16 protein-coding genes are annotated in these 20,812 nt (G+C 73.5%); 6 read left to right on the forward strand and 10 right to left on the reverse strand.

What is annotated here, in order from left to right; all coding sequences use genetic code 11:
- Positions 1–71: 71 nt before the first annotated feature.
- The 7 genes from murD to rsmH all read right to left on the reverse strand — a co-directional run bounded on the left by murD (position 72) and on the right by rsmH (position 9,335).
- Positions 72–1,496: a UDP-N-acetylmuramoyl-L-alanine--D-glutamate ligase gene (gene murD, locus SGLAU_RS09360; RefSeq protein ID WP_043500061.1), complete on the reverse strand. Its 1,425-nt coding sequence runs from the start codon at positions 1,494–1,496 to the stop codon at positions 72–74.
- Positions 1,478–2,548 carry a phospho-N-acetylmuramoyl-pentapeptide-transferase gene (mraY, locus tag SGLAU_RS09365; protein WP_043500063.1) on the reverse strand — a complete coding sequence of 357 codons (1,071 nt, stop codon included), beginning with the start codon at positions 2,546–2,548 and terminating at the stop codon, positions 1,478–1,480. Before mraY ends, murD begins: the two co-directional genes overlap by 19 nt.
- Positions 2,548–3,954, reverse strand: coding sequence for a UDP-N-acetylmuramoyl-tripeptide--D-alanyl-D-alanine ligase (locus tag SGLAU_RS09370; RefSeq protein WP_043500065.1), 1,407 nt, complete (start codon positions 3,952–3,954; stop codon positions 2,548–2,550). The genes mraY and SGLAU_RS09370 overlap by 1 nt, the downstream gene beginning before the upstream one ends.
- Positions 3,955–3,982: 28 nt before the next feature.
- Entirely contained in the window at positions 3,983–5,503 is a 1,521-nt protein-coding gene (locus tag SGLAU_RS09375; RefSeq protein WP_043500066.1) for a UDP-N-acetylmuramoyl-L-alanyl-D-glutamate--2,6-diaminopimelate ligase, read from the reverse strand.
- A gap of 180 nt (positions 5,504–5,683) precedes the next feature.
- A complete protein-coding gene (locus tag SGLAU_RS09380) occupies positions 5,684–7,660 on the reverse strand; it encodes a peptidoglycan D,D-transpeptidase FtsI family protein (protein ID WP_043500067.1) in 1,977 nt (658 codons plus the stop codon).
- Positions 7,653–8,261: a membrane protein gene (locus SGLAU_RS09385; RefSeq protein WP_043500069.1), complete on the reverse strand. Its 609-nt coding sequence runs from the start codon at positions 8,259–8,261 to the stop codon at positions 7,653–7,655. The genes SGLAU_RS09380 and SGLAU_RS09385 overlap by 8 nt, the downstream gene beginning before the upstream one ends.
- Before the next feature lie 63 nt (positions 8,262–8,324).
- Positions 8,325–9,335, reverse strand: coding sequence for a 16S rRNA (cytosine(1402)-N(4))-methyltransferase RsmH (gene rsmH, locus SGLAU_RS09390; RefSeq protein WP_078957649.1), 1,011 nt, complete (start codon positions 9,333–9,335; stop codon positions 8,325–8,327).
- Between the two features lie 366 nt (positions 9,336–9,701).
- On the opposite strand from rsmH, the gene SGLAU_RS09395 reads away from it, so the two are divergent.
- The 4 genes from SGLAU_RS09395 (at position 9,702) to SGLAU_RS09410 (ending at position 15,479) form a co-directional block, all read left to right on the forward strand.
- Positions 9,702–10,316, forward strand: a complete 615-nt coding sequence (locus SGLAU_RS09395) for a beta-class carbonic anhydrase (protein WP_078957650.1) — start codon at positions 9,702–9,704, stop codon at positions 10,314–10,316.
- Between the two features lie 236 nt (positions 10,317–10,552).
- A complete protein-coding gene (locus SGLAU_RS09400; protein ID WP_043500077.1) occupies positions 10,553–11,587 on the forward strand; it encodes an AAA family ATPase in 1,035 nt (344 codons plus the stop codon).
- The gene (locus SGLAU_RS09405; protein ID WP_052413685.1) at positions 11,587–12,999 is read left to right on the forward strand and encodes a DUF58 domain-containing protein; all 1,413 of its coding nucleotides are present in this window, start codon (positions 11,587–11,589) and stop codon (positions 12,997–12,999) included. The genes SGLAU_RS09400 and SGLAU_RS09405 overlap by 1 nt, the downstream gene beginning before the upstream one ends.
- On the forward strand, positions 12,996–15,479 hold the full coding sequence (locus SGLAU_RS09410; RefSeq protein WP_043500079.1) for a DUF3488 and transglutaminase-like domain-containing protein: 2,484 nt from the start codon (positions 12,996–12,998) through the stop codon (positions 15,477–15,479). Before SGLAU_RS09405 ends, SGLAU_RS09410 begins: the two co-directional genes overlap by 4 nt.
- Positions 15,480–15,501: 22 nt before the next feature.
- Here SGLAU_RS09410 and SGLAU_RS09415 read toward each other — a convergent pair whose 3' ends face one another.
- From SGLAU_RS09415 to SGLAU_RS09425, 3 genes are all read right to left on the reverse strand, one after another.
- The gene (locus SGLAU_RS09415; RefSeq protein WP_043506435.1) at positions 15,502–15,894 is read right to left on the reverse strand and encodes a DUF3040 domain-containing protein; all 393 of its coding nucleotides are present in this window, start codon (positions 15,892–15,894) and stop codon (positions 15,502–15,504) included.
- Between the two features lie 287 nt (positions 15,895–16,181).
- On the reverse strand, positions 16,182–17,009 hold the full coding sequence (locus SGLAU_RS09420) for a methyltransferase (protein WP_043500080.1): 828 nt from the start codon (positions 17,007–17,009) through the stop codon (positions 16,182–16,184).
- Positions 17,010–17,156: 147 nt separating this feature from the next.
- Positions 17,157–17,741, reverse strand: coding sequence for an SAV_6107 family HEPN domain-containing protein (locus tag SGLAU_RS09425; RefSeq protein ID WP_043500083.1), 585 nt, complete (start codon positions 17,739–17,741; stop codon positions 17,157–17,159).
- Between the two features lie 179 nt (positions 17,742–17,920).
- Between SGLAU_RS09425 and SGLAU_RS09430 the strand changes: the two genes are divergently transcribed.
- Entirely contained in the window at positions 17,921–18,742 is an 822-nt protein-coding gene (locus tag SGLAU_RS09430) for an ATP-binding cassette domain-containing protein (RefSeq protein WP_043500086.1), read from the forward strand.
- Positions 18,714–20,798, forward strand: coding sequence for a YhgE/Pip family protein (locus SGLAU_RS09435; protein ID WP_043500088.1), 2,085 nt, complete (start codon positions 18,714–18,716; stop codon positions 20,796–20,798). Before SGLAU_RS09430 ends, SGLAU_RS09435 begins: the two co-directional genes overlap by 29 nt.
- The last annotated feature ends 14 nt before the right edge of the window (positions 20,799–20,812 follow it).

The raw sequence follows: 20,812 nt of genomic DNA on the forward strand, positions 1-20,812 counted from the left end.
CCCCGTGCCACATCCGAGTCACCCGTCCCTCCAAAGGGTCCCGAAGCACCCGCCGTGGTCGAGACCCGCCGTCAGGCGCCCGCTTCGAGTTCGCGGACGGCCGCCGCGAACGCGTCACCACGCTGGTTGTAGTTGGCGAACATGTCCATCGAGGCGCAGGCCGGGGCCAGCAGCACCGTGTCGCCGGGCTCGGCGAGGCGCCGGGCCTCCTGGACAGCCGCGAGCATCGCCCCAGTGTCGGTCCGGTCGAGGTCGACGACGGGTACCTCGGGGGCGTGTCGCGCGAGCGCTTCGCGGATCAGCGCGCGGTCGGCGCCGATCAGCACGACCCCGCGCAGCCGCTTCGCCGACCCGGCCACCAGCTCGTCGAAGGTGGCGCCCTTGGCCAGTCCGCCCGCGATCCACACGATCGACTCGTACGCCGCCAACGAGGCCTGCGCGGCGTGGGTGTTGGTGGCCTTGGAGTCGTCCACGTAGGCGACCCCCGCCACATCGGCGACGTGGGCGATGCGGTGGGCGTCCGGCCTGAAGGCCCGCAGCCCGTCCCGTACGGCCTGCGGGGGCACGCCGAAGGCGCGGGCGAGGGCCGCCGCGGCGAGGGCGTTGGCGATGTTGTGCGGGGCCGGCGGGTGGACGTCGGCGACTTCGGCGAGCTCCTGCGCGTTCCTGTGCCGGTTCTCGACGAAGGCGCGGTCGACCAGGATGCCCTCCACGACGCCGAGTTGGGAGGGGGCCGGGGTGCCGAGGGTGAAGCCGACGGCCCGGCAGCCCTCCTCGACGTCCGCCTCGCGCACCAGGTCCTCGGTGGCCTTGTCGGCGACGTTGTAGACGCAGGCGACCCGATTGCCCTCGTAGACGCGGCCCTTGTCCCTGGCGTACGCCTCCATGGAGCCGTGCCAGTCCAGGTGGTCCGGGGCCAGGTTGAGGACGGCGGCGGAGTGGGCGCGCAGCGAGGGCGCCCAGTGCAGCTGGTAGCTGGACAGCTCGACGGCGAGGACGTCGTACTCCTCGTCGCCGAGGACGGCGTCCAGCAGCGAGACGCCGATGTTGCCGACGGCGGCGGTGCGCAGCCCGGCGGCCTCCAGGATCGACGCCAGCATCCGCACGGTGGTGGTCTTGCCGTTGGTGCCGGTCACGCAGAGCCAGGGCGCCGCGTCGGGGCGGCGCAGGCGCCAGGCCAGTTCGACGTCGCCCCAGATCTCCACTCCGGCCGCGCGGGCCGCCGTGAACAGCGGTTTGTCCGGCTGCCAGCCGGGCGCGGTGACGACCAGTCCGGTGCCGTCGGGCAGGGTGGCGCCGTCGCCGAGGCGCACGGTGACGCCCAGCGCCTCCAGTTCGGCGGCCTGCGCCCGGGCGCGCTCGTCGTCGCCGTCGTTGACCACGGTGACGATCGCGCCGAGCCCGTGCAGCACCTTGGCCGCCGGGACGCCGGAGACGCCGAGTCCGGCGACGGTGACGCGCTTTCCCTGCCAGTCGGTCACTTCTCTGCTGCCCATCCCGCGTAGAAGAGGCCCAGTCCGACGATCACACAGATGCCCTGGATGATCCAGAAACGGACCACCACGAGCACTTCGGACCAGCCCTTGAGTTCGAAGTGGTGCTGGAGCGGTGCCATCCGGAAGACCCGCTTGCCGGTGAGCCGGAAGGAGCCGACCTGGATGACCACCGACATGGTGATGAGGACGAACAGGCCGCCGAGGATGGCGAGCAGCAGCTCGGTGCGGGAGCAGATCGCGAGACCCGCGAGCACACCGCCGAGCGCCAGCGAACCGGTGTCGCCCATGAAGATCTTGGCCGGCGAGGTGTTCCACCACAGGAAGCCGAGGCAGGCGCCCATCAGCGCGGAGGCCACGACCGCGAGGTCGAGCGGGTCGCGGACCTCGTAGCAGGCGCCCGGGTTGGTCAGGGTGCCCGCGTTGGCGCAGGACTCCTGGAACTGCCACACGCCGATGAAGGTGTAGGCGCCGAAGACGAGGACGGAGGCGCCGGTGGCCAGACCGTCCAGACCGTCCGTCAGGTTCACGCCGTTCGACATGGCGAGGATCATGAAGAGCGCCCAGACCACGAACAGCACCGGGCCGATGGTCCACCCGAAGTCGGTGATGAACGACAGCTTGGTGGAGGCCGGGGTGTTGCCGCGGTTGTCGGCGAACTGGAGCGAGAGCACCGCGAAGGCGATGCCGACGATCAGCTGGCCCGCCATCTTCGCCTTGGCCCGCAGACCCAGCGAACGCCGCTTGACGATCTTGATGTAGTCGTCGAGGAAGCCGACCAGGCCCATGCCGACCATCAGGCCGAGCACCAGCAGACCCGAGTAGGTCGGGGGGTAACCGGTGATGACCTTGGACAGGAAGTACGCGGCGACCGTCGCCAGGATGAAGGCGATACCGCCCATGGTCGGCGTACCGCGCTTGCTGGCGTGCTCGCGCGGGCCGTCGTCACGGATGTACTGGCCGTAGCCCTTGCGCGCGAGGAGCTTGATCAGCAGCGGGGTGCCGACCAGCGTCAGGAAGAGGCCAATGACTCCCGCGAACAGGATCTGCTTCATCATCGGGCGGCAACCTCACCCTCGGCACCGGACTCGAGCAGCGCCTGGGCAACGCTTTCGAGCCCGACCGAACGGGACGCCTTCACGAGCACGACGTCCCCCGGGCGCAACTCGCTGCGCAACAGGTCGACCGCCGCCTGTGCGTCGGACACGTGCACCGACTCCTCACCCCACGAACCCTCGTTATATGCGCCCAGTTGCAGCCAGGCGGCTTCCCTGCCCCCGACCGCGACGAGCTTGCTGACGTTGAGCCGGACGGCGAGCCGTCCGACCGCGTCGTGCTCGGCGAGCGACTCGTCCCCGAGCTCGGCCATCTTGCCGAGCACCGCCCACGTACGACGCCCCTTGCCCATGGCCGCCAGCGCGCGCAGAGCGGCCTTCATGGACTCGGGGTTCGCGTTGTAGGCGTCGTTGACGACCGTCACGCCGTCCGGGCGCTCGGTGACCTCCATCCGCCAGCGGGAGAGGGAGCCCGCCTCGGAGAGCGCGGTGGCGATCTCTTCCGCGGACATGCCCAGCTCATGGGCGACGGCGGCCGCGGCGAGCGCGTTCGACACGTGGTGCTCACCGTACAGGCGCATGGTCACGTCGCTGCACCCGGAGGGTGTGTGAAGGGTGAAGGAGGGCTGCCCGGTGTCCGTCAACCGCACGTTCTCTGCGCGTACGTCCGCTTCGTCGGCCTCGCCGAAGAGCAGCACCTTCGCCTTCGTTCGGGCGGCCATGGCCCGTACGTACGGATCGTCGGCGTTGAGCACCGCGGTGCCGTCCTCGGGGAGCGCCTCCACCAACTCGCCCTTGGCCTGGGCGATCTGCTCGCGGCCGCCGAACTCACCGATGTGCGCGGAGCCGACGTTGAGCACGAGGCCGATCTTCGGGGGGGTCAGCCCGGTCAGGTAGCGGATGTGGCCGATGCCGCGGGCGCCCATCTCCAGGACCAGGAACCGGGTTTCCTCGGTGGCGCTGAGCGCGGTGAGGGGCAGCCCGATCTCGTTGTTGAGCGAGCCCGGCGTGAACACCGTCGGCGCCTTGCGCTGGAGCACCTGCGCGATGAGGTCCTTGGTGCTGGTCTTGCCCGCCGAGCCGGTGAGCGCGACCAGGGTCGTGCCGAGCTTGTCCACGACGTGGCGGGCGAGGGCGCCGAGTGCCGCCTGGACGTCGTCCACGACGATCGCGGGCACGCCGACGGGGCGCGAGCCGAGCACGGCGACCGCGCCCGCCGCCACGACCTGTGGCGCGAAGTCGTGGCCGTCGACGCGCTCGCCGACGAACGCGGCGAACAGGCTGCCGGGCCCCGCCTCACGGGAGTCCCGGACGACCGGACCGGTCACCAGGACCGACGCGTCCGGTATGTCGTGCGTCTGCCCGCCGACGACTTCTGCGATCTCGGCGAGGGAGAGGGCGATCACAAGTTCATCCCCTGGATCTTTCGGGATTTCATCCCTGGGTCTTCTGGATGGCTTCGCGAAGCACCTGGCGGTCGTCGAAGGGACGGACCACGCCGGCGATGTCCTGGCCCTGCTCGTGGCCCTTGCCCGCGACCAGCACGGTGTCGCCGGGCCGGGCCCGTTCGACGGCGGCGGCGATCGCCGCGGCCCGGTCCTCGAAGAGCACGACCTCACCGCGCTCGTGCACCGGCACCGACGCCGCCCCCTGGAGCATGGTGGCGAGGATCGCGAGCGGGTCCTCCGAGCGGGGGTTGTCGGAGGTCAGTACGGCGGTGTCGGCGAACCGTGCCACGGCGGCGCCCATCGGGGCGCGCTTGGTGGTGTCGCGGTCGCCGCCGCAGCCGAGGACGACGTGCAGTCGGCCCTTGGTGACCTTGCGCAGCGCCTTCAGCACCGACTCGACGGCGTCGGTCTTGTGGGCGTAGTCGACCACCGCGAGGTAGGGCTGTCCGGCGTCCACCCGCTCCAGCCGGCCCGGGACGCCCGGCACGGCGGCGATGCCGTCGGCGGCGGCCTGCGGTTCGAGACCGGCGGCGGCGAGGGCGACCAGCGCGGCGAGGGTGTTCGCCACGTTGAACGGGCCGGGCAGCGGGGACTTGGCGGCGATCCGCTCGCCGTTCGGGCCGAGCACGGTGAACGTCGAGTCGAGCTGGCCGATCACCACGTCCTCGGCGCGCCAGTCGGCGTCCGGGTGGCCCTCGGCGGAGTAGGTGACGACGGGGACGCCGGCCTCGCGGGCGAGCCGGCGGCCGTACTCGTCGTCGATGTTGACCACGCCGAGCCTGCTGCGGCGCGGCGTGAACAGCTGCGCCTTCGCCTGGAAGTAGTCCTCCATGCCGGAGTGGAACTCCATGTGCTCCGGGCTGAGGTTGGTGAACACGGCGATGTCGAAGACGCAGCCGTCGACCCGGCCGAGCACCAGGGCGTGGCTGGAGACCTCCATGGCGACCGCCTCGACGCCGCGTTCGCGCATGACCGCGAAGAGGGCCTGGAGGTCGGTGGCCTCGGGGGTGGTGCGCTCGGACTTGATGCGCTCGTCGCCGATGCGCATCTCCACGGTGCCGACCAGGCCGGTGGACCTGGCCGTCCGCAGGCCGCCCTCGACGAGGTAGGCCGTGGTGGTCTTGCCGGAGGTGCCGGTGATGCCGATCTGGAGCAGGTCCCGCCCGGGCCGGCCGTAGATCGTGGCGGCCAGTTCGCCCATCCGCGCGCGCGGGTCGTCGACGACGAGCACCGGCAGGCCGGTGGCGGCGGCGCGCTCGGCGCCGGCCGGGTCGGTCAGCACGGCCGTCGCGCCCAGGCCGGCGGCCTGGGTGACGAAGTCGGCGCCGTGCGCGCGGGCGCCGGGCAGGGCGGCGTACAGGTCGCCGGGGCGGACGGCGCGCGAGTCATGGGTGATGCCCGTGACCCCGGCGTCGCCCTCCGGTGCGGCGGCACCCAGCTGTCCGGCCAGTTCCGCGAGGGGAGTGGCGGAGACCTGCGCCGGACGGGGCGGTCCCGGATAGGTCACGGGATGGCCCTTCTGGGTGGTTTGGGACTGATCAGCGTGTGGCACGGCGGTGAGCGTACCGGGCGTACCCGTCCCGGAGCGAAGTGAGGGGCGGGGGGTGCCTTGGTTCCCGGGATCCGGGGTGATCGTCGTCACGGTGGTTCCTGGTTGCTCGGTGGTGCTCGGTGCGGTCGGGACTGATCAGGGCTGGTACGTCACCGGCAGGTTCGCGGGACGGGCGCCGGTGGGCGGGATCTGGAGCGTCTTCAGCGCGAACTCCATCACCTGCTTGAAGACCGGCCCGCAGATCTGGCCGCCGAAGTAGCTGCCCTTCGTGGCGTTCTGGATGGCGCAGTAGACGGTGATCCGGGGCTGGTCCGCGGGCGCGAAACCCGCGAACGACGACGTGTAGCCGTGGTACTTGCCGGTGGCCGGATCCACGCGGTTGGCCGTGCCCGTCTTGCCCGCGACCCGGTAGCCCGGGATGCGTGCCTTGGTGCCGGTGCCCTCCTCGTCGTCGACCACCGACTCCAGCATCCGGGCCAGCGTCTTCGCGGTCTTCTCGCTGACCACACGGGTCTTCTCGGGTTCCGGGGCCGGAGTGAAGCGGCCGTCGGGTCCTCGCGTGCCGCGGATCAGAGTGGGCTCGACGCGTACGCCGCCGTTGGCGATCGTCGAGTAGACGGAGGCCGCCTGCATCGCGTTGACGGACACGCCCTGGCCGAAAGGGATCGTGTACTGCTGCGAGGTCGACCACTCGTCCGGCGGGGCGAGGATGCCCTCGGTCTCGCCCGGGAAGCCGAGCCCGGTGTGCTCGCCGATGCCGAACCTGCGCAGGTAGGAGTAGAGGACGCGGTTGGCCTGCGCCTGGGTCCTGCCGAGCTGGCCGGTGGCGAGGATGGTGCCGATGTTGCTGGACTTGGCGAGCACGCCGTTCAGCGTCAGGTACCAGGTCGGGTGGTCGACGTCGTCCTGGAACAGCCGGTCGCCGCGGTGCAGCCGGTTCGGCACCACGACGCGCGTGCCGGGGGTGGCGACCTCCTCCTCCAGTACGGCGGCCATCGACATCAGCTTGGCGGTGGAGCCGGGCTCGTAGGCGTCCTGGAGTGCGGCGTTGCCCATGTTCGCCGAGGTGGCGCGGGACAGGTCGTTGGGGTCGAAGCCGGGCGAGTTGGCCATGGCCAGGACCTCGCCGGTCCGGGTGTCCTGCACGATCACGTAGCCGCGGTCCGCCGCCGACTCCTCCACCTGCTCGGCGATGGCGTTCTGCGCGGCCCACTGGATGTCGCGGTCGATGGTCAGCTCGATGTCCGAGCCGGGGACCGCGGGCGTCTCCTCGGCGCCCACGGTGGGCACCTGGCGGCCGCCGGACTGGGCGTAGCGGATCTCGCCGTCCTCGCCGGCCAGCTCCTCGTCCAGCTGCTGCTCGATGCCGCCGCCGCCCGTGCCGTCGGCGTTGACCCAGCCCAGTATCCCGGCGGCCAGCTCGCCGTTCGGGTACACCCGCTTGCTGCTGGGGGTGGCCAGGACGCCGGCGAGGACGTTCACCGTGGACCCGTCCGTCTGCTCCTTGCCGGCCAGCGCCGACTTCAGGTCCTTGATCTGCTTCCAGACCTGCGGGGTCTGCCGGTCGGCGAGCTTGACGTAGCGCAGCTTCTCGTCCTCCGGCCGCAGCTTCCTGACGATGTCCTGCTGGTCCTGGCCGAGGATCGGCGCGAGGAGGGCGGCGGCCTGCTCGGGGCCGTCGTCGACCTTCAGCTGCTCGCGCGTGAAGAGCGTGGGGTCGGCGGTGATGTCGTAGGCGTCGACGCTGGTGGCGAGGGCCACGCCGGCACGGTCGGTGATCTCGCCGCGCTCGGCGGCCAGCACCTGCCCCACGTACCGGTTCTGCTCCGCCTTCGCGGCGTACGCGCTCGCGTCGACGGCCTGCACCTGGAGCAGCCGTACCACGAAGACGAGCAGGACCAGGGTGAGCGCGACGCCGACCAGGCGCAGCCGGGGCCGGGGGCTGCCCAGCCGGATGACGCGCGGGGCGGCGGCGCGGGGCCGGGCGGGGCGGGCCGGCCGGCGGGCCGGGCGGGCGCCGGGGGCGGGGCGCCGCTGCCCGCCGGAGCGGGCGGGGCGCGCGGGTGCCGGCACCCTGCGGCGCGGCGGTTGCCTGCCGAAGTCGTCAGCCACTTCCGTCACCTGCCGGGGTCGTGTGGATGGTCGGGGCGGGCGCAGCGGACCGGGGAGCCGCCGGGGCGGCGGCGGGGGCGGACGTGGGGGCGGCGGACGGCGGAGCGACGGGGGCGTCCGCGGGTGCGGAGGGACCGGCGGCGGGGGCCGCGGGGTCGCTGCGGGGCCCGGTGGGGCCGCTCATCGCCTCGGGGGCCAGGACGAGCGGGGAGCGGGCGGCGCTCTGCGGCTCGGCGGCCGGGGCGGGTGAGGGCACGCCCTCGACCGTGCCGTCGGGGTTCAGGAAGGCCGGGTCGCCGCCGGGGACCATGCCCAGCTCGCGGGCGCGTCGCTGGAGGGCGTCGGGGGCGGAGTAGGCGTCGATGTCGCGCTGGAGGGCCTGTTCCTCGTCGGTGAGGTTCCTGGTCTCGCGCCGGAGGTCGTCCAGAGTGAAGGAGCCCTCGCTGAGCGCCGAGTTCAGCATGAGCAGACCGATCAGGCCGCCGCCGAGGAGCACGACGACGAGGAGGACGAAGGGGGTGCGGGCCGCCTGGCCCTGGGAGGCGGGCAGGAGTCGCGTGAGCCGCGCCGCCCGGCCCCTCAGTTCGGGTTTACTGCTCACTCGCCCTCCCGGTGGGTCCGGTCCTCCGACCCGCGCCCGTGCGCGCCCGGCCCTCCGCCCGGCTCACTCGACGTCCTCCCTGATGCGCTCTGCGCCGCGCAGCCGGGCCGGGGCGGCCCGCCGGTTCTCGGCGATCTCTTCCTCGGTGGGTAGTTCGGCACCGCGGGTGAGCAGCTTGAGCCGCGGCTGGTAGCGCTCGGGGACGACGGGCAGTCCGGGCGGCGCGGTGGTCGCGGCGCCGGCCGCGAAGACCTGCTTGACCAGCCGGTCCTCCAGCGAGTGGTACGACAGCACGGCGATCCGCCCGCCCACGGCGAGCGCCTTCACGGCCGCGGGGACGGCCCGCTCCAGCACCGAGAGCTCGCCGTTGACCTCGATCCGCAGCGCCTGGAAGGTGCGCTTGGCCGGGTTGCCGCCGGTCCGCTTGGCGGCCTGCGGCAGCGCGTCGCGGATCAGCTCCACCAGGCGGGCGCTGGTGCTGAACGGCTCCTTCTCCCGCTCGCGCACGATCGCCGCGACGATCCGCTTGGCCTGCTTCTCCTCGCCGTACGCGCGCAGGATCCGCACCAGCTCGCCGGGCGGGTAGGTGTTGAGCACCTCCGCGGCGCTGATGCCGGTCGTCTGGTCCATGCGCATGTCGAGCGGGGCGTCCTGGGCGTAGGCGAAGCCGCGGTCGGCCTCGTCGAGCTGCATGGAGGAGACTCCGAGGTCGAACAGGACGCCCTGGACGCGCGGGACGCCCAGCCGGTCCAGGACGCCGGGCAGCTCGTCGTACACCGCGTGCACGAGGGTGGCGCGCTCCCCGTAGCGGGCCAGCCGCTCACCGGACAGGCGCAGCGCCTCCTTGTCCCGGTCCAGGGCGACGAGCCGCGCCTCGGGGAAGCGGTCGAGCAGGGCCTCGCTGTGGCCGCCGAGGCCGAGGGTGCAGTCGACGACCACCGCGCCCGGCGCCCGCAGGGCCGGGGCCAGCAGGTCCAGGCACCTCTGGAGCATCACCGGGACGTGTCGGCTCTCGCCCTGCGGTCGCCCACCATCACCCTTGTTCGAATGCGCTTCGTGCGCTTCGCGCTCCATGTGATCGAGGGGCCCTCTCAGGTCCGGCGGGCGGTACGCACCGCCGGGTCCCCGCCCGCTCGTGAAGGGGAGACCGGCCGGCGCCGGAGGCGTCGGCCGGCCGGAGCGGGTGGAGGCCGAGCCGTACGTACGCGCCGCGCACGTGGGGGATCTCCGGTACGTCGCCGGGGACTCCGGGGGAATGCGGTCGAGCAGGGAGAGCGCGTCTCGCCTCCCGCTTCGCGTCACTTTAGTCCACCCTGTCGCCCGGTCAATCAACCGGCCTGCGCGTCGCGACGGGCACCGCGTGCGACGCTGTTCGAGCGGCGGACCACCCGTACGGGCTCGTCCGCGAGGGGCTTGTGGGGTACCTCACAGAACGTCCCGATGGCGTCCTTTGCCCTGTCTCACAGCAGGACCGGATCGCGGGTGACCAGTAACGTCATAGTCATGACGACTTCTGCATCGGTTCCCACCGGCTCCCCGGACGCCCCCACACGAGCAGGCACCGTCACGGACCGGCTCGTCGAGGCCAACGAGCGCTACGCCGCCGACTTCACCGACCCCGGCATGGACGCCCGTCCGGTGCTCCGGGTCGCCGTGGTGGCCTGCATGGACGCCCGTCTCGACCTGCACGCGGCTCTCGGCCTCCAGCTCGGCGACTGCCACACCATCCGCAACGCGGGCGGTGTCGTGACCGACGACGTCATCCGCTCGCTGACCATCAGCCAGCGCAAGCTCGGCACCCGCAGCATCGTCCTGATCCACCACACCGGCTGCGGCCTGGAGAGCCTCACCGAGGACTTCCGCACCGAGCTGGAGCAGGAGATCGGCCAGCGTCCGGCCTGGGCGGTGGAGTCCTTCCGGGACGTCGACCAGGACGTGCGGCAGTCGATGCAGCGGGTGCGGACCTCGCCGTTCCTGCTGCACACCGACGACGTGCGCGGGTTCGTCTTCGACGTGAAGACCGGCCTGCTGCGCGAGATCGACGCGGCGGCGTAACCCCGCGCCGCAGCTGTCGTTTCGCTGTCGATTCGCGCCCGCGGCGCCACAAAAGTCATCAAAGCCGACATATCGCCGGCAGTTGTCCACAGGCGAGTGACACGTACCGGTGACGGCAACAAGAATGCGGTGGTGGCGCCGCGCGGAACCTTTCCCGCGCGCTGTCCGTGTTTCGGGGTGGGCCGGTCGCGCGAGCCGTTGCGTCGGTCTTGGAGAACGGGGCCGAGGAGGGCCGGGTGACGACCTATGACGATCGAGCGAGCCTCACTGATCTGACCGCCGTGGTCGAGCGCGTGCGGGGTTCGGTGGAGGGCGTGATCGAGGGCAAGCCCGAGGTCGTACGGCTCTCGCTGACCGTGCTGCTCGCCGAGGGGCATCTGCTGATCGAGGACGTGCCCGGCGTGGGCAAGACGATGCTGGCCAAGACGCTCGCGCGGTCCATCGACTGCTCGGTGCGGCGCATCCAGTTCACGCCCGACCTGCTGCCGTCCGACATCACCGGCGTGTCCATCTGGGACCAGCAGCGCCGGGACTTCGAGTTCAAGCCGGGCGCGATCTTCGCGCAGATCGTGATCGGCGACGAGATCAACCGCGCCTCGCCGAAGACCCAGTCGGCGCTCCTGGAGTCCATGGAGGAGCGCCAGGTCACCATCGACGGACAGAGCTACGAGCTGCCCAGCCCGTTCATGGTGGTCGCCACCCAGAACCCGGTCGAGATGGAGGGCACGTACCCGCTGCCCGAGGCCCAGCGCGACCGCTTCATGGCGCGGGTCTCCATCGGGTACCCGAGCCCCGAGGCCGAACTGCAGATGCTGGACGTGCACGGCGGGGTGAGTCCGCTGGACGACCTCCAGCCGGTGGCGCACGCGCACGAGATCGTGAAGCTGATCGAGGCCGTGCGCGGCGTCCACGTCGCCGACACCGTCCGGCGGTACGCGGTGGACCTGGTCGCCGCCACCCGCGTCCACCCCGATCTGAGACTGGGCGCCTCGCCGCGCGCCACCCTGCACCTGCTGCGCGCCGCCAAGGCGTCCGCCGCGCTCAGCGGCCGGGAGTACGCGCTGCCGGACGACGTGCAGGCGCTCGCCGTGCCCGTGCTCGCCCACCGGCTGCTGCCCACCGCCCAGGCGCAGCTCAACCGGCGGACGTCGGAGCAGGTCGTGCAGGAGATCCTGCAGCACACCCCGGTGCCCACCGCACCCCAGCAGAACGCCTACGGCCTCGGCCACGGCGCCCCGGCCTACGGCCAGCAGCCGCCCCGGAGGCTCTGATGAGCACGGGGGCGGTGCGCCAGGCCCGGCCCGGGCAGCCGGAGGGCGAGCGGGGCGGGCTGCGCACCGCCCTCGCCGGTCTGACCACCCGCGGGCGCTCCTTCCTGGCCGCCGGAGTGGCGGCGGCCGTCTGCGCGTACGTCCTCGGGCAGAGCGACCTGCTGCGGGTCGGGCTGCTCCTCGCGGTGCTGCCGCTGATGTGCGCGACCGTGCTCTACCGCACCCGCTACCGGGTCGCGGGCAGCCGGCGCCTCTCCCCCGCGCGCGTGCCGGCCGGCAGCGAGGCCCGGGTGCACCTGCGCGTCGACAACGTCTCCCGGCTGCCCACGGGGCTGCTGATGCTCCAGGACCGGGTGCCCTACGTGCTCGGCCCGCGCCCCCGGTTCGTCCTGGACCGGATGGAGGCCGGCGGACGCCGCGAGGTGTCCTACCGGGTCCGCTCCGACCTGCGCGGCCGCTACTCGCTGGGCCCGCTCCAGCTGCGCCTTGCCGACCCGTTCGGCATGTGCGAGCTGACGCAGTCGTTCTCGGCGCACGACACCCTGACCGTCGTACCGCGCGTGGAGGCGCTCCCGCCGGTGCGGCTGACCGGCGAGGCCACGGGGTACGGCGAGGGCCGGCAGCGCACGCTGGCGCTGGCCGGCGAGGACGACGTCATCCCGCGCGGCTACCGCTACGGCGACGACCTGCGCCGGGTGCACTGGCGCTCCACCGCGCGGTACGGCGAGCTGATGGTGCGGCGCGAGGAACAGCCGCAGCGCTCCCGCTGCACCGTGCTGCTGGACACGCGCGGCGGTGCCTTCCGGGGCGCGGGCCCCGACTCGGCGTTCGAGTGGGCGGTCGCGGGCACCGCGTCGGTCCTGGTGCACATGCTGGAACGGGGCTTCTCGGTCCGGCTGCTGACCGACACCGGCAGCTCGGTGCCCGGTGAGGGCGCCGACGGGTTCGCGGGTGCCAGCCAGGAGTCGGCGGACGCGGCCGGGCTGATGATGGACACCCTCGCGGTGGTCGGCCACTCCGACGGCACCGGGCTCTCCCGGGCCTACGACGTGCTGCGCGGCGGGAACGAGGGACTGCTGGTCGCCTTCTTCGGCGACCTCGACGAGGAACAGGCCGCGGTGGCCGCCCGGATGCGCCGGCGCAGCGGGGCCGCCGTGGCGTTCCTGCTGGACAGCGGGGCCTGGGCGCGCGAACCGTACGAGGGGCCGGCACCGGTCGGCCGGAGTGAGGAGCGGGTGCGGATGCTGCACGAGGCCGGCTGGACCGCCGTGAGCGTCCCGCGCGGGGCGACGCTCGGCGACATGTGGCGCCAGGCCGACCGGGAGCGGGGCGGCGTGGTGGCGGGCGGCACCGCGGCGGAGTCCGGCCGATCGCCCGGCACCGGTGCGAGCGGCTGGGAGGCACGGCGATGAGCGGGCGGGCCCGGATGGCGGTCTGCGCGGCGGCGGCCACGCTGATGGCGTCGTGCGCGCTGCTGCCGCTGGTCGATCCGGCCACATGGTTCCTCCAGGCGGCCATCCTGCTGGTGATCCAGACCGCGGTGGGCGCGGCCGCCCGCCGAATACCGCTGGCCCGGCCGCTGACCGTGCTGGCGCAGACGCTGGTCACGCTGCTGCTGCTCACCCTGGTCTTCGCCCGCGAGCAGGCGCCGGCCGGGCTGATACCCGGGCCGGAGGCGTTCGGCCGGTTCGCCGACCTGCTCCAGCAGGGCACCGACGACGTCTCGCGGTACGCGATACCGGCGCCGCTGTCCGACGGCATCCGGCTGCTGCTGATCGGCGGTGTGCTGCTGATCGGGCTGGCCGTGGACACCCTCGCGGTGACCTTCCGCAACGCCGCCCCGGCCGGACTGCCGCTGCTCGCGCTCTACTCGGTCGCCGCGGGGCTGTCCGACGGCGCCGCCGACTGGCTGTGGTTCCTGATCGCCGCGGTCGGCTACCTCATGATGCTCCTCGCGGAGAGCCGCGAGCGGCTGTCGCAGTGGGGGCGGGTCTTCGGCGGGACACCGCGCACGCCGGGCGGGGAGCCCGGGGCGTTGGCCCCGGTGCGCACCGGGCGGCGGATCGGCGCGGTGGCGCTCGGCGTCGCCCTGGTGGTGCCGCTGGCCCTGCCCGCGATGAACGGCGGACTGCTGGACGGTGCCGGGGGCGGGGTCGGCACCGGCGCCGGGGGCGGGGGCACGATCTCCGCGGTGAACCCGCTGGTGTCGCTGCGCGACAGCCTGAACGTGGACGAGGACCGGCAGGTCCTCTCGCTGCGCACCGAGACGAGCAACCTCTCCGACCTGTATCTGCGGATCGTCTCCCTCGACGACTTCGACGGCACCACCTGGAAGCCGTCTCGCCGCGACATCGTGGGCGTGCCGGACGAGTTCCCCACCCCGCAGGGGCTCGGGCCGGACGTGCGGCGCGCCGAGGTGCGCACCCGGATCGCGGCGTCGCAGGGGTACGCGCAGGACTGGCTGCCGATGCCGTACCCGCCGAGCAGCGTGGACATCGAGGGCAATTGGCGCTACGAGCCGCTCGGCATGACCCTGGTAGGCGATCACGGCCAGAACACGCGCGGTGTGCAGTACACCGTGACCAGCCTGGACGTGCAGCCGACCGCGCGGCAGCTCGCCGGCGCCCCGGCACCGCCGCCCGCCCTCCTGCGGGAGTTCACCGAGGTGCCCGACTCGCTGCCGTCCGTGGTCTCCCGGACCGCCCGGGAGGTCACCGAGGGGGCGGCGAACCCGTACGAGCAGGCGGTGAAGCTCCAGGAGTACTTCGCGCTGAACGGCGGCTTCGAGTACGACACCGAGGTCGACGTCGGCAGCGGCTCCGAGGGGATCGCCCGGTTCCTGCGGGACAAGCAGGGCTTCTGCGTCCACTTCTCCTTCGCGATGGCGTCGATGGCGCGCACCCTCGGCATCCCGGCGCGGGTCGCGGTGGGCTTCGCGCCCGGCACCCCGCAGGCGGACGGCACGGTGTCGGTGGGGCTGCGGGACGCGCACGCCTGGCCCGAGCTGTACTTCGAGGGCGTGGGCTGGACCCGCTTCGAGCCGACCCCCAACCGGGGCACCACCCCGACGTACACCGTGCCGGAGATCCCGGGCAGCAGCCTGCCGGAGCTGCCGGAGCGGTCCCGGCCGACGGCCGAGGCCCCGTCGGCCGAGCCGTCGGTGAGCAGCAGCTGCTCGGCGCAGCAGAAGCGGCTCCAGGAGTGCGGCGCGGCACTGCCGGTGGACCTGGGCGGTACGGACGACGAGGGCCGGCCCTGGTGGCAGGCGGCGGCCTGGGCGGCGCTCGGCGTGGCGGCGGTCGCGTTGCTGCTGCTGCCCATGCTGTGGCGGCTGCGGCGACGGTCGGTGCGGCTGTCGTCGCCCCTGCACGCCCCGTCGGGCCCGGCGCCCCTCGCCCTCCGGGGAGCGGACCGGGGCGAGGGCCGGGCGGACGGCATCGAGGTGGAGGCGCTGCCGGGTGAGGCGGAGCAGCGGGCGGCCGCCGGGCACACGCTCGCCGTCTGGCGGGAGCTGACGGACACCGCGTGGGACTACGGCATCCTGCCGGACGACGCGCTCACCCCCCGCAAGGCCGCCGCGCGGATCGTGCGGCTCGGGGAGCTGGACGAGGCCGCGGCCGGGGCGGTGCACCGGGTCGCCGGGGCGGTGGAGCAGGTGCTGTTCGCGCCGCGGGCGCGGGCGGCGACCGGGCTGGCCGCCGAGGTGCGCGCGGTACGCACGGCGCTGCGGTCCCGGGCCGGCCGGCGCACCCGGCTGCGGGCGGTGCTCGCGCCGCGCTCGGCCAGGCGGGCGCTCTGGGACGTGAGCGAGCGCTGGAGCGCCGTCAGGGCGCGCTGGGCGGGCCGCTGGGCGGCGCTGCTGCGCAGGCCGTCGGGGCAGCAGGCCGGCTGAGGACGCACGGCGGCGGGTGCGGTCAGTGCCCCTGCTGCTCGTCGCGGCGTCGCTGCCAGCGCTGTTCGATCCGATCCATCATGGAGCGGCGCTGACGTCCCTGATGGCGGGCGTGCGGTCCGCCGGCGGGCTGCTCGCCCGGCCGGGGGGCCTTGCGCCAGCCGGTCACGGCGAGCACCGCACAGCCCAGCATGACGAGGAAACCCACGACGCTGAGCCAGACCTGCTTGGCGACCATTCCGGCCATGAGGAGCGCGATACCTACGAGGAAGCCCGCGACCGCCTGGTAGACCCGTCGCCGGGTGTACGTACGCAGCCCGCTTCCCTCAAGCGCTGTCGCGAACTTGGGATCTTCGGCGTACAGCGCTCGCTCCATCTGCTCGAGCATGCGCTGCTCGTGCTCTGAGAGCGGCACGGAGTCCTCCTCATCGTGCAGTCGCCGGGGCGACTCGGGGGGTCCCTTCAGGATAGGCAGGGAATCGCCCCCGTGAAACCCGCCCCTCTGCGCCAATTGGCCAACCGGATTCCGTCATGCTCGGCCCGGCTCGCTGAGGCTTGCATTCCCCAGCCGCCGACCCGTCATGCCGGGCGGTCTCCCTCGATCATACGGCGCGAACCGCCCGATCGGGGGGCCTGTGGCGTACTCCATCCGCAACCAACGCCCTGATCAGCGGCGCGTCACACGGGGCCGTCGCAAACCCGTCAGCGGCCTTCTTCCTCAGGGGTCTCACCGAGCACGTGGAGCTGTGTGGCCACGGCGTGGAAGGCCGGCAGCTCGGCCGCCGCGGCCTCCAGCCTGAGCAGCGCGTCCATGGCGCCGGGCTCGGTGTCCACCAGCACGCCCGGCACCAGGTCGGCGAAGACCCGCACCCCGTGCACGGCGCCGACCCGCAGGCCCGCGCCCTCGACCAGACCGGTGAGCTGGTCGGCGGTGAAGCGGCGCGGCATGGGATCACCCGTGCCCCAGCGGCCGTTCGGGTCGTCCAGCGCCTGCCTGGCCTCGGTGAAGTGACCGGCGAGGGCCCGGGCGAGCACGGCGCCGCCGAGACCGGCGGCGAGCAGGCTGAGCACGCCCTGGGGGCGCAGGGCGGCGACGGCGTTGCGGACGCCCTCGGCCGGGTCGTCGACGTACTCGAGCACACCGTGGCAGAGCACCGCGTCGTAGCCGCCGCGCTCGGCCACGTCGAACAGGCCGTGGGCGTCGCCCTGCACTCCGCGCACCCGGTCGGCGACCCCGGCCTCGGCGGCGCGGCGCTCCAGGGCGAACAGCGCGTTGGGGCTGGGGTCGACGACGGTGACCCGGTGGCCGAGGCGGGCGACGGGCACCGCGAAGTTGCCGCTGCCGCCTCCGGTGTCGAGGACGTCCAGCGACTCCCGCCCCGTGGCCTTGACCCGGCGGTCCAGGGCGTCCTGGAGGACGTCCCAGACGACGGCGGTACGGAGGGAGGCGCGGGGGCGGGAGGGGCCGGAGCGCAGCGACGCCGTTCCAGGGTGGTGATGGGAGACGGGCGGGCGCATCGGGTCCGACACGGCAGGTGACTCCTCGGCACGGCACCGCCTGTGGCACGGCGGGGCGAAACGGGGTGCCTCCCGGCCCCCGGGTACGGGAGCGTGGAAGGCTTCAGGCGCCTTCCACCCTATTGCCTCCGGCACCGGGCCCGGCCACCGCGGTGCCGGTCAGCCCGCGTCCGGCATCCGGTGCCCGGCGCCCGGGCCACCCCCTCCCCCGCGGTCCTGCCGCGGCTGTCCCTCGCGGTCCTGGCGCGGCTGCGGGAGCACCGGCTGGAGCACCAGCATCCGCTCGACGAGGCGCAGGAACATCGCCACGTCCCGTATCAGATCGTCGGCGTCGCGGCGGCTGGCCGCGCCCTGGATGCCCGCCTCCGCGCGGGCGCGGCGGCGGGCGCCGGAGGCGAACAGCGCGCTCCACTCGGTCAGCTCGGGCGCGATCTCGGGGAGCACTTCCCAGGCGCTGCGGATCCTGGCCCGGCGTCGCGGGGCGGTCTCCGGGCGTCCGCGCGCGGCGAGCACGGCGGCGGCGGTGCGCAGCGCGGCGAGGTGGGCCGTGGCGTAGCGCTCGTTCGGTGTTTCCAGGACGGCGGCCTCGTCGAGCCCGGCGTGGGCCTGGGCGAGCAGGTCGAGTGCGGCGGGCGGGGCGGCGGCCCGGCGGAGGACGGGGTGGACATCGTCGGCGGGTCCGGTCAGCGAGGGGGCAGGGCCGGTGGCGCGGCGCCGGCGTGCGGCGGCGGACGAGTGGGCCATGACGAACCTCCTGTCGTCTGGGTGACGGCACGTCCTCATACGGGTGCCGTATGTGCCCATCGTGCGGTATGCCACTGACAATCCGATCTGACCTGCGCCTTTGCCTCGATCGAAGGTTCGGGCTAGTTTTTGCACTGACCAGTCAGTTCAAATATCGGCTCACCTGTGGGGGACGTGCTGTGGCGGAGCATGGGGCGGGCGGACTCGCCGTCCGCGCCCGGGACCTGGGGGTCGAGGGGCCTCGCGGCTGGGCGTTCCGCGGCGTCCGCGTCGAGGCGGACCCCGGTTCGCTGATCGCGATCGAGGGGCCGTCCGGCTCGGGCCGGACGTGTCTGCTGCTCGCCCTGACCGGGCGGATGAAGGCGACCGAGGGGACGGCGGTGGTCGGCGACGCCCGGCTGCCGAAGCAGATGGCGGCGCTGCGCCGGGTCAGCGCGCTCGCCCACGTGCCGGGCGTGACCGACCTGGATCCGTCGCTGACCGTGGGCGAGCACCTGCGCGAGCGGCTGCTGCTCCAGCGCCGGTTCGGGGACTCCCTGCGCGGGCTGCTCAGGCCCCGCGGGGAGCGCCGGGACGAGGCCGCGCTGCGCGTCGACACCGCCCTGACCGCCGCGGGACTCGACCGTGAGGCCCTCCCCAAGGGTCTGCGGACCGCCGTACGGGACCTGGAGCGGGTCGAGGCGCTGCGGCTGTCGGTCGCCCTCGCGCTGATCGGCCGCCCGCGGCTGCTCGGCGTCGACGACACCGACCTGAAGCTGTCGGAGGCCGAGCGGGCCGGGGTGTGGGCACTGCTCCGGTCGCTCGCCGCGGCCGGGACGACGGTGCTGGCGGTGTGCAGCGAGGCACCGGAGGACGCCGTGGTGGTCTCCACGCGCGCGGCGGAGGATACCCCCGGAACGCGGAGCGATCAGCCGGGCGGGGAGCCCGGCCGCTCCCGGGCCGGGGCCGACGACGGAGCGAAGGAGACGGCCGATGCGGTCACCGAAACTGGCCGCGCTTGAGCTGCGGCGCTTCGCGCGGGGCAGGCTGCCGCGCGCCGCCCTGGTGGCGCTGCTGCTGCTGCCGCTGCTGTACGGGGCGCTGTACCTGTGGTCCTTCTGGGACCCGTACGGCCGGCTCGACCGCATCCCGGTGGCGCTGGTGAACGACGACCGGGGCGCCACCGCCGGGGGGCGGAAGCTGAACGCGGGCGACGACATCGTCGAGGGGCTGCGCGAGAGCGAGGTCTTCGACTGGCACGAGGTGAGCGACGCCGAGGCACGCGCGGGCGTGGAGGACGGCCGGTACTACCTGTCGCTGACCATGCCCGAGGACTTCAGCGCGCGGATCGCCTCCAGCTCGGGCGACTCCCCCGAGACGGGCGCGCTCCGGGTGCGCACCAACGACGCCAACAACTACATCGTCGGGCAGATCTCGCGGACCGTGTTCAGCGAGGTGCGCACGGCGGCGTCCACCAAGGCGTCCCGCTCGTTCCTGGACAAGATCTTCATCTCGTTCTCCGACATCCACGGCGAGACCGTGAAGGCGGCCGGCGGCGCCGACAAGCTCAAGGGCGGCATCGGGAAGGCCGAGAAGGGCTCCAAGGACCTCGCGGACGGCCTGAAGGACGCCAAGGACGGCAGCGGCGACCTGGCCAAGGGCCTGCGGAAGCTGCACACGGGCGCGGGTGACCTGGAGGACGGCTCGAAGAAGGTCGCGGAGGGCACCCAGGCCCTCGCCGACAAGGTCAACGGGATCTCCGGCAAGGTGGGTCCCTTCCTGAAGGACAACGAGCGGTTCATCGGGGACACCGCCCAGTTCGTCGCCGACTCGGCGGGCACCGTCCGCGACAACCTCGACAGCCTCTCCGAGACGGCCCCGGCGGCGGCCGAGCGCGCGCGTGAGGCGTCCGGCACGCTGGACGGCGTCTACCGGACCCGCTGCGAGGACGCCGTACCGCCCGACGCGGCCTGCCCCGACCTGAAGCTGGCCAAGGGCGCGGCGGCCGACGTGGCGTCGATCGCCGGTGACCTCGACACGCTGGTCAGCGAGCACGACAGCGACCTGGAGAAGCTCGACGAACACCTGGCCGCCCTCCAAAAGCAGGCCCAGGCGCTCGCCGACCGCGCGCCGCACCTGTCCGAGGACCTCGACGACGCGGTCCGGCGGATCAACGAGCTGAACGCGGGCGCCGGCAAGGTCGCCGCGGGCGCCACGAAGCTCCACGCGGGGCTCGGCACCGCGAAGACCGGCTCCGTGGACCTGGACGAGGGCGTCGGCAAGCTGAAGACCGGCGCGGACGACCTCAGCGGCGGCATGTACAAGCTGGTCGACGGTTCGGTGAAGCTCGCGGACGGGCTGCACGACGGCGCGCAGAAGATCCCCGACTACGACGAGCGGGAGCGCGACAGGCGCACCGAGGTCATGGCGGACCCGGTGCAGCTCGCCTCGCAGTCCCTGCACCGGGCGCCCAACTACGGCACCGGATTCGCCCCGTACTTCATCCCGCTGTCCCTGTGGGTCGGCGCGATGGTGGCGTACATGCTGATCCCGCCGCTGAACCGGCGGGCACTGGCCGCGGGCGCGTCCGCCTGGCGGATCGCCCTGGCGGGCTGGCTGCCGGTGCTGGCGATCGGGATCGCGCAGACCGCCGCGCTGATGGCGGTGCTGCACTGGGCGGTCGGTCTGGAGCCGGTCCGCGCGGCCGGGACGGTGGGTTTCCTGTTCCTGGTGACGGGCTGCTTCGCGGCGCTCGTGCAGCTGCTCAACGCCCGCTTCGGCGCGGCCGGCCGGATCCTGGTGCTCGCCCTGCTGATGCTCCAGCTCACCTCGGCGGGCGGCACCTACCCCGTGCAGACCAGCCCCGGCTTCTTCAACGCGATCCACCCGTACCTGCCGATGAGCTACATCGTGGAGGCGCTGCGCAGGCTCATCACGGGCGGCGGTCTCGGCCCGGTCTGGCAGGCCTGCGCGGTGCTGGCGGCCTTCACGGCGGGCGCGCTCGCGCTGACCGCCCTGTCGGCCCGCCGCCGCCAGGTGTGGACGCTGGACAAGCTGCACCCGGAGCTGTCCCTGTGACCTCGCATCCCGTG

Source organism: Streptomyces glaucescens (assembly GCF_000761215.1).
Taxonomy (GTDB): domain Bacteria; phylum Actinomycetota; class Actinomycetes; order Streptomycetales; family Streptomycetaceae; genus Streptomyces; species Streptomyces glaucescens_B.

Coding starts and splice junctions, on each gene's coding strand:
- murD (WP_043500061.1), bottom strand. CDS start 1,496: ATGGGCAGCAGAGAAGTGACCGACTGGCAGGGAAAGCGCGTCACCGTC.
- mraY (WP_043500063.1), bottom strand. CDS start 2,548: ATGAAGCAGATCCTGTTCGCGGGAGTCATTGGCCTCTTCCTGACGCTG.
- rsmH (WP_078957649.1), bottom strand. CDS start 9,335: ATGGAGCGCGAAGCGCACGAAGCGCATTCGAACAAGGGTGATGGTGGG.
- SGLAU_RS09395 (WP_078957650.1), top strand. CDS start 9,702: ATGGCGTCCTTTGCCCTGTCTCACAGCAGGACCGGATCGCGGGTGACC.
- SGLAU_RS09405 (WP_052413685.1), top strand. CDS start 11,587: ATGAGCACGGGGGCGGTGCGCCAGGCCCGGCCCGGGCAGCCGGAGGGC.
- SGLAU_RS09410 (WP_043500079.1), top strand. CDS start 12,996: ATGAGCGGGCGGGCCCGGATGGCGGTCTGCGCGGCGGCGGCCACGCTG.
- SGLAU_RS09425 (WP_043500083.1), bottom strand. CDS start 17,741: ATGGCCCACTCGTCCGCCGCCGCACGCCGGCGCCGCGCCACCGGCCCT.
- SGLAU_RS09435 (WP_043500088.1), top strand. CDS start 18,714: ATGCGGTCACCGAAACTGGCCGCGCTTGAGCTGCGGCGCTTCGCGCGG.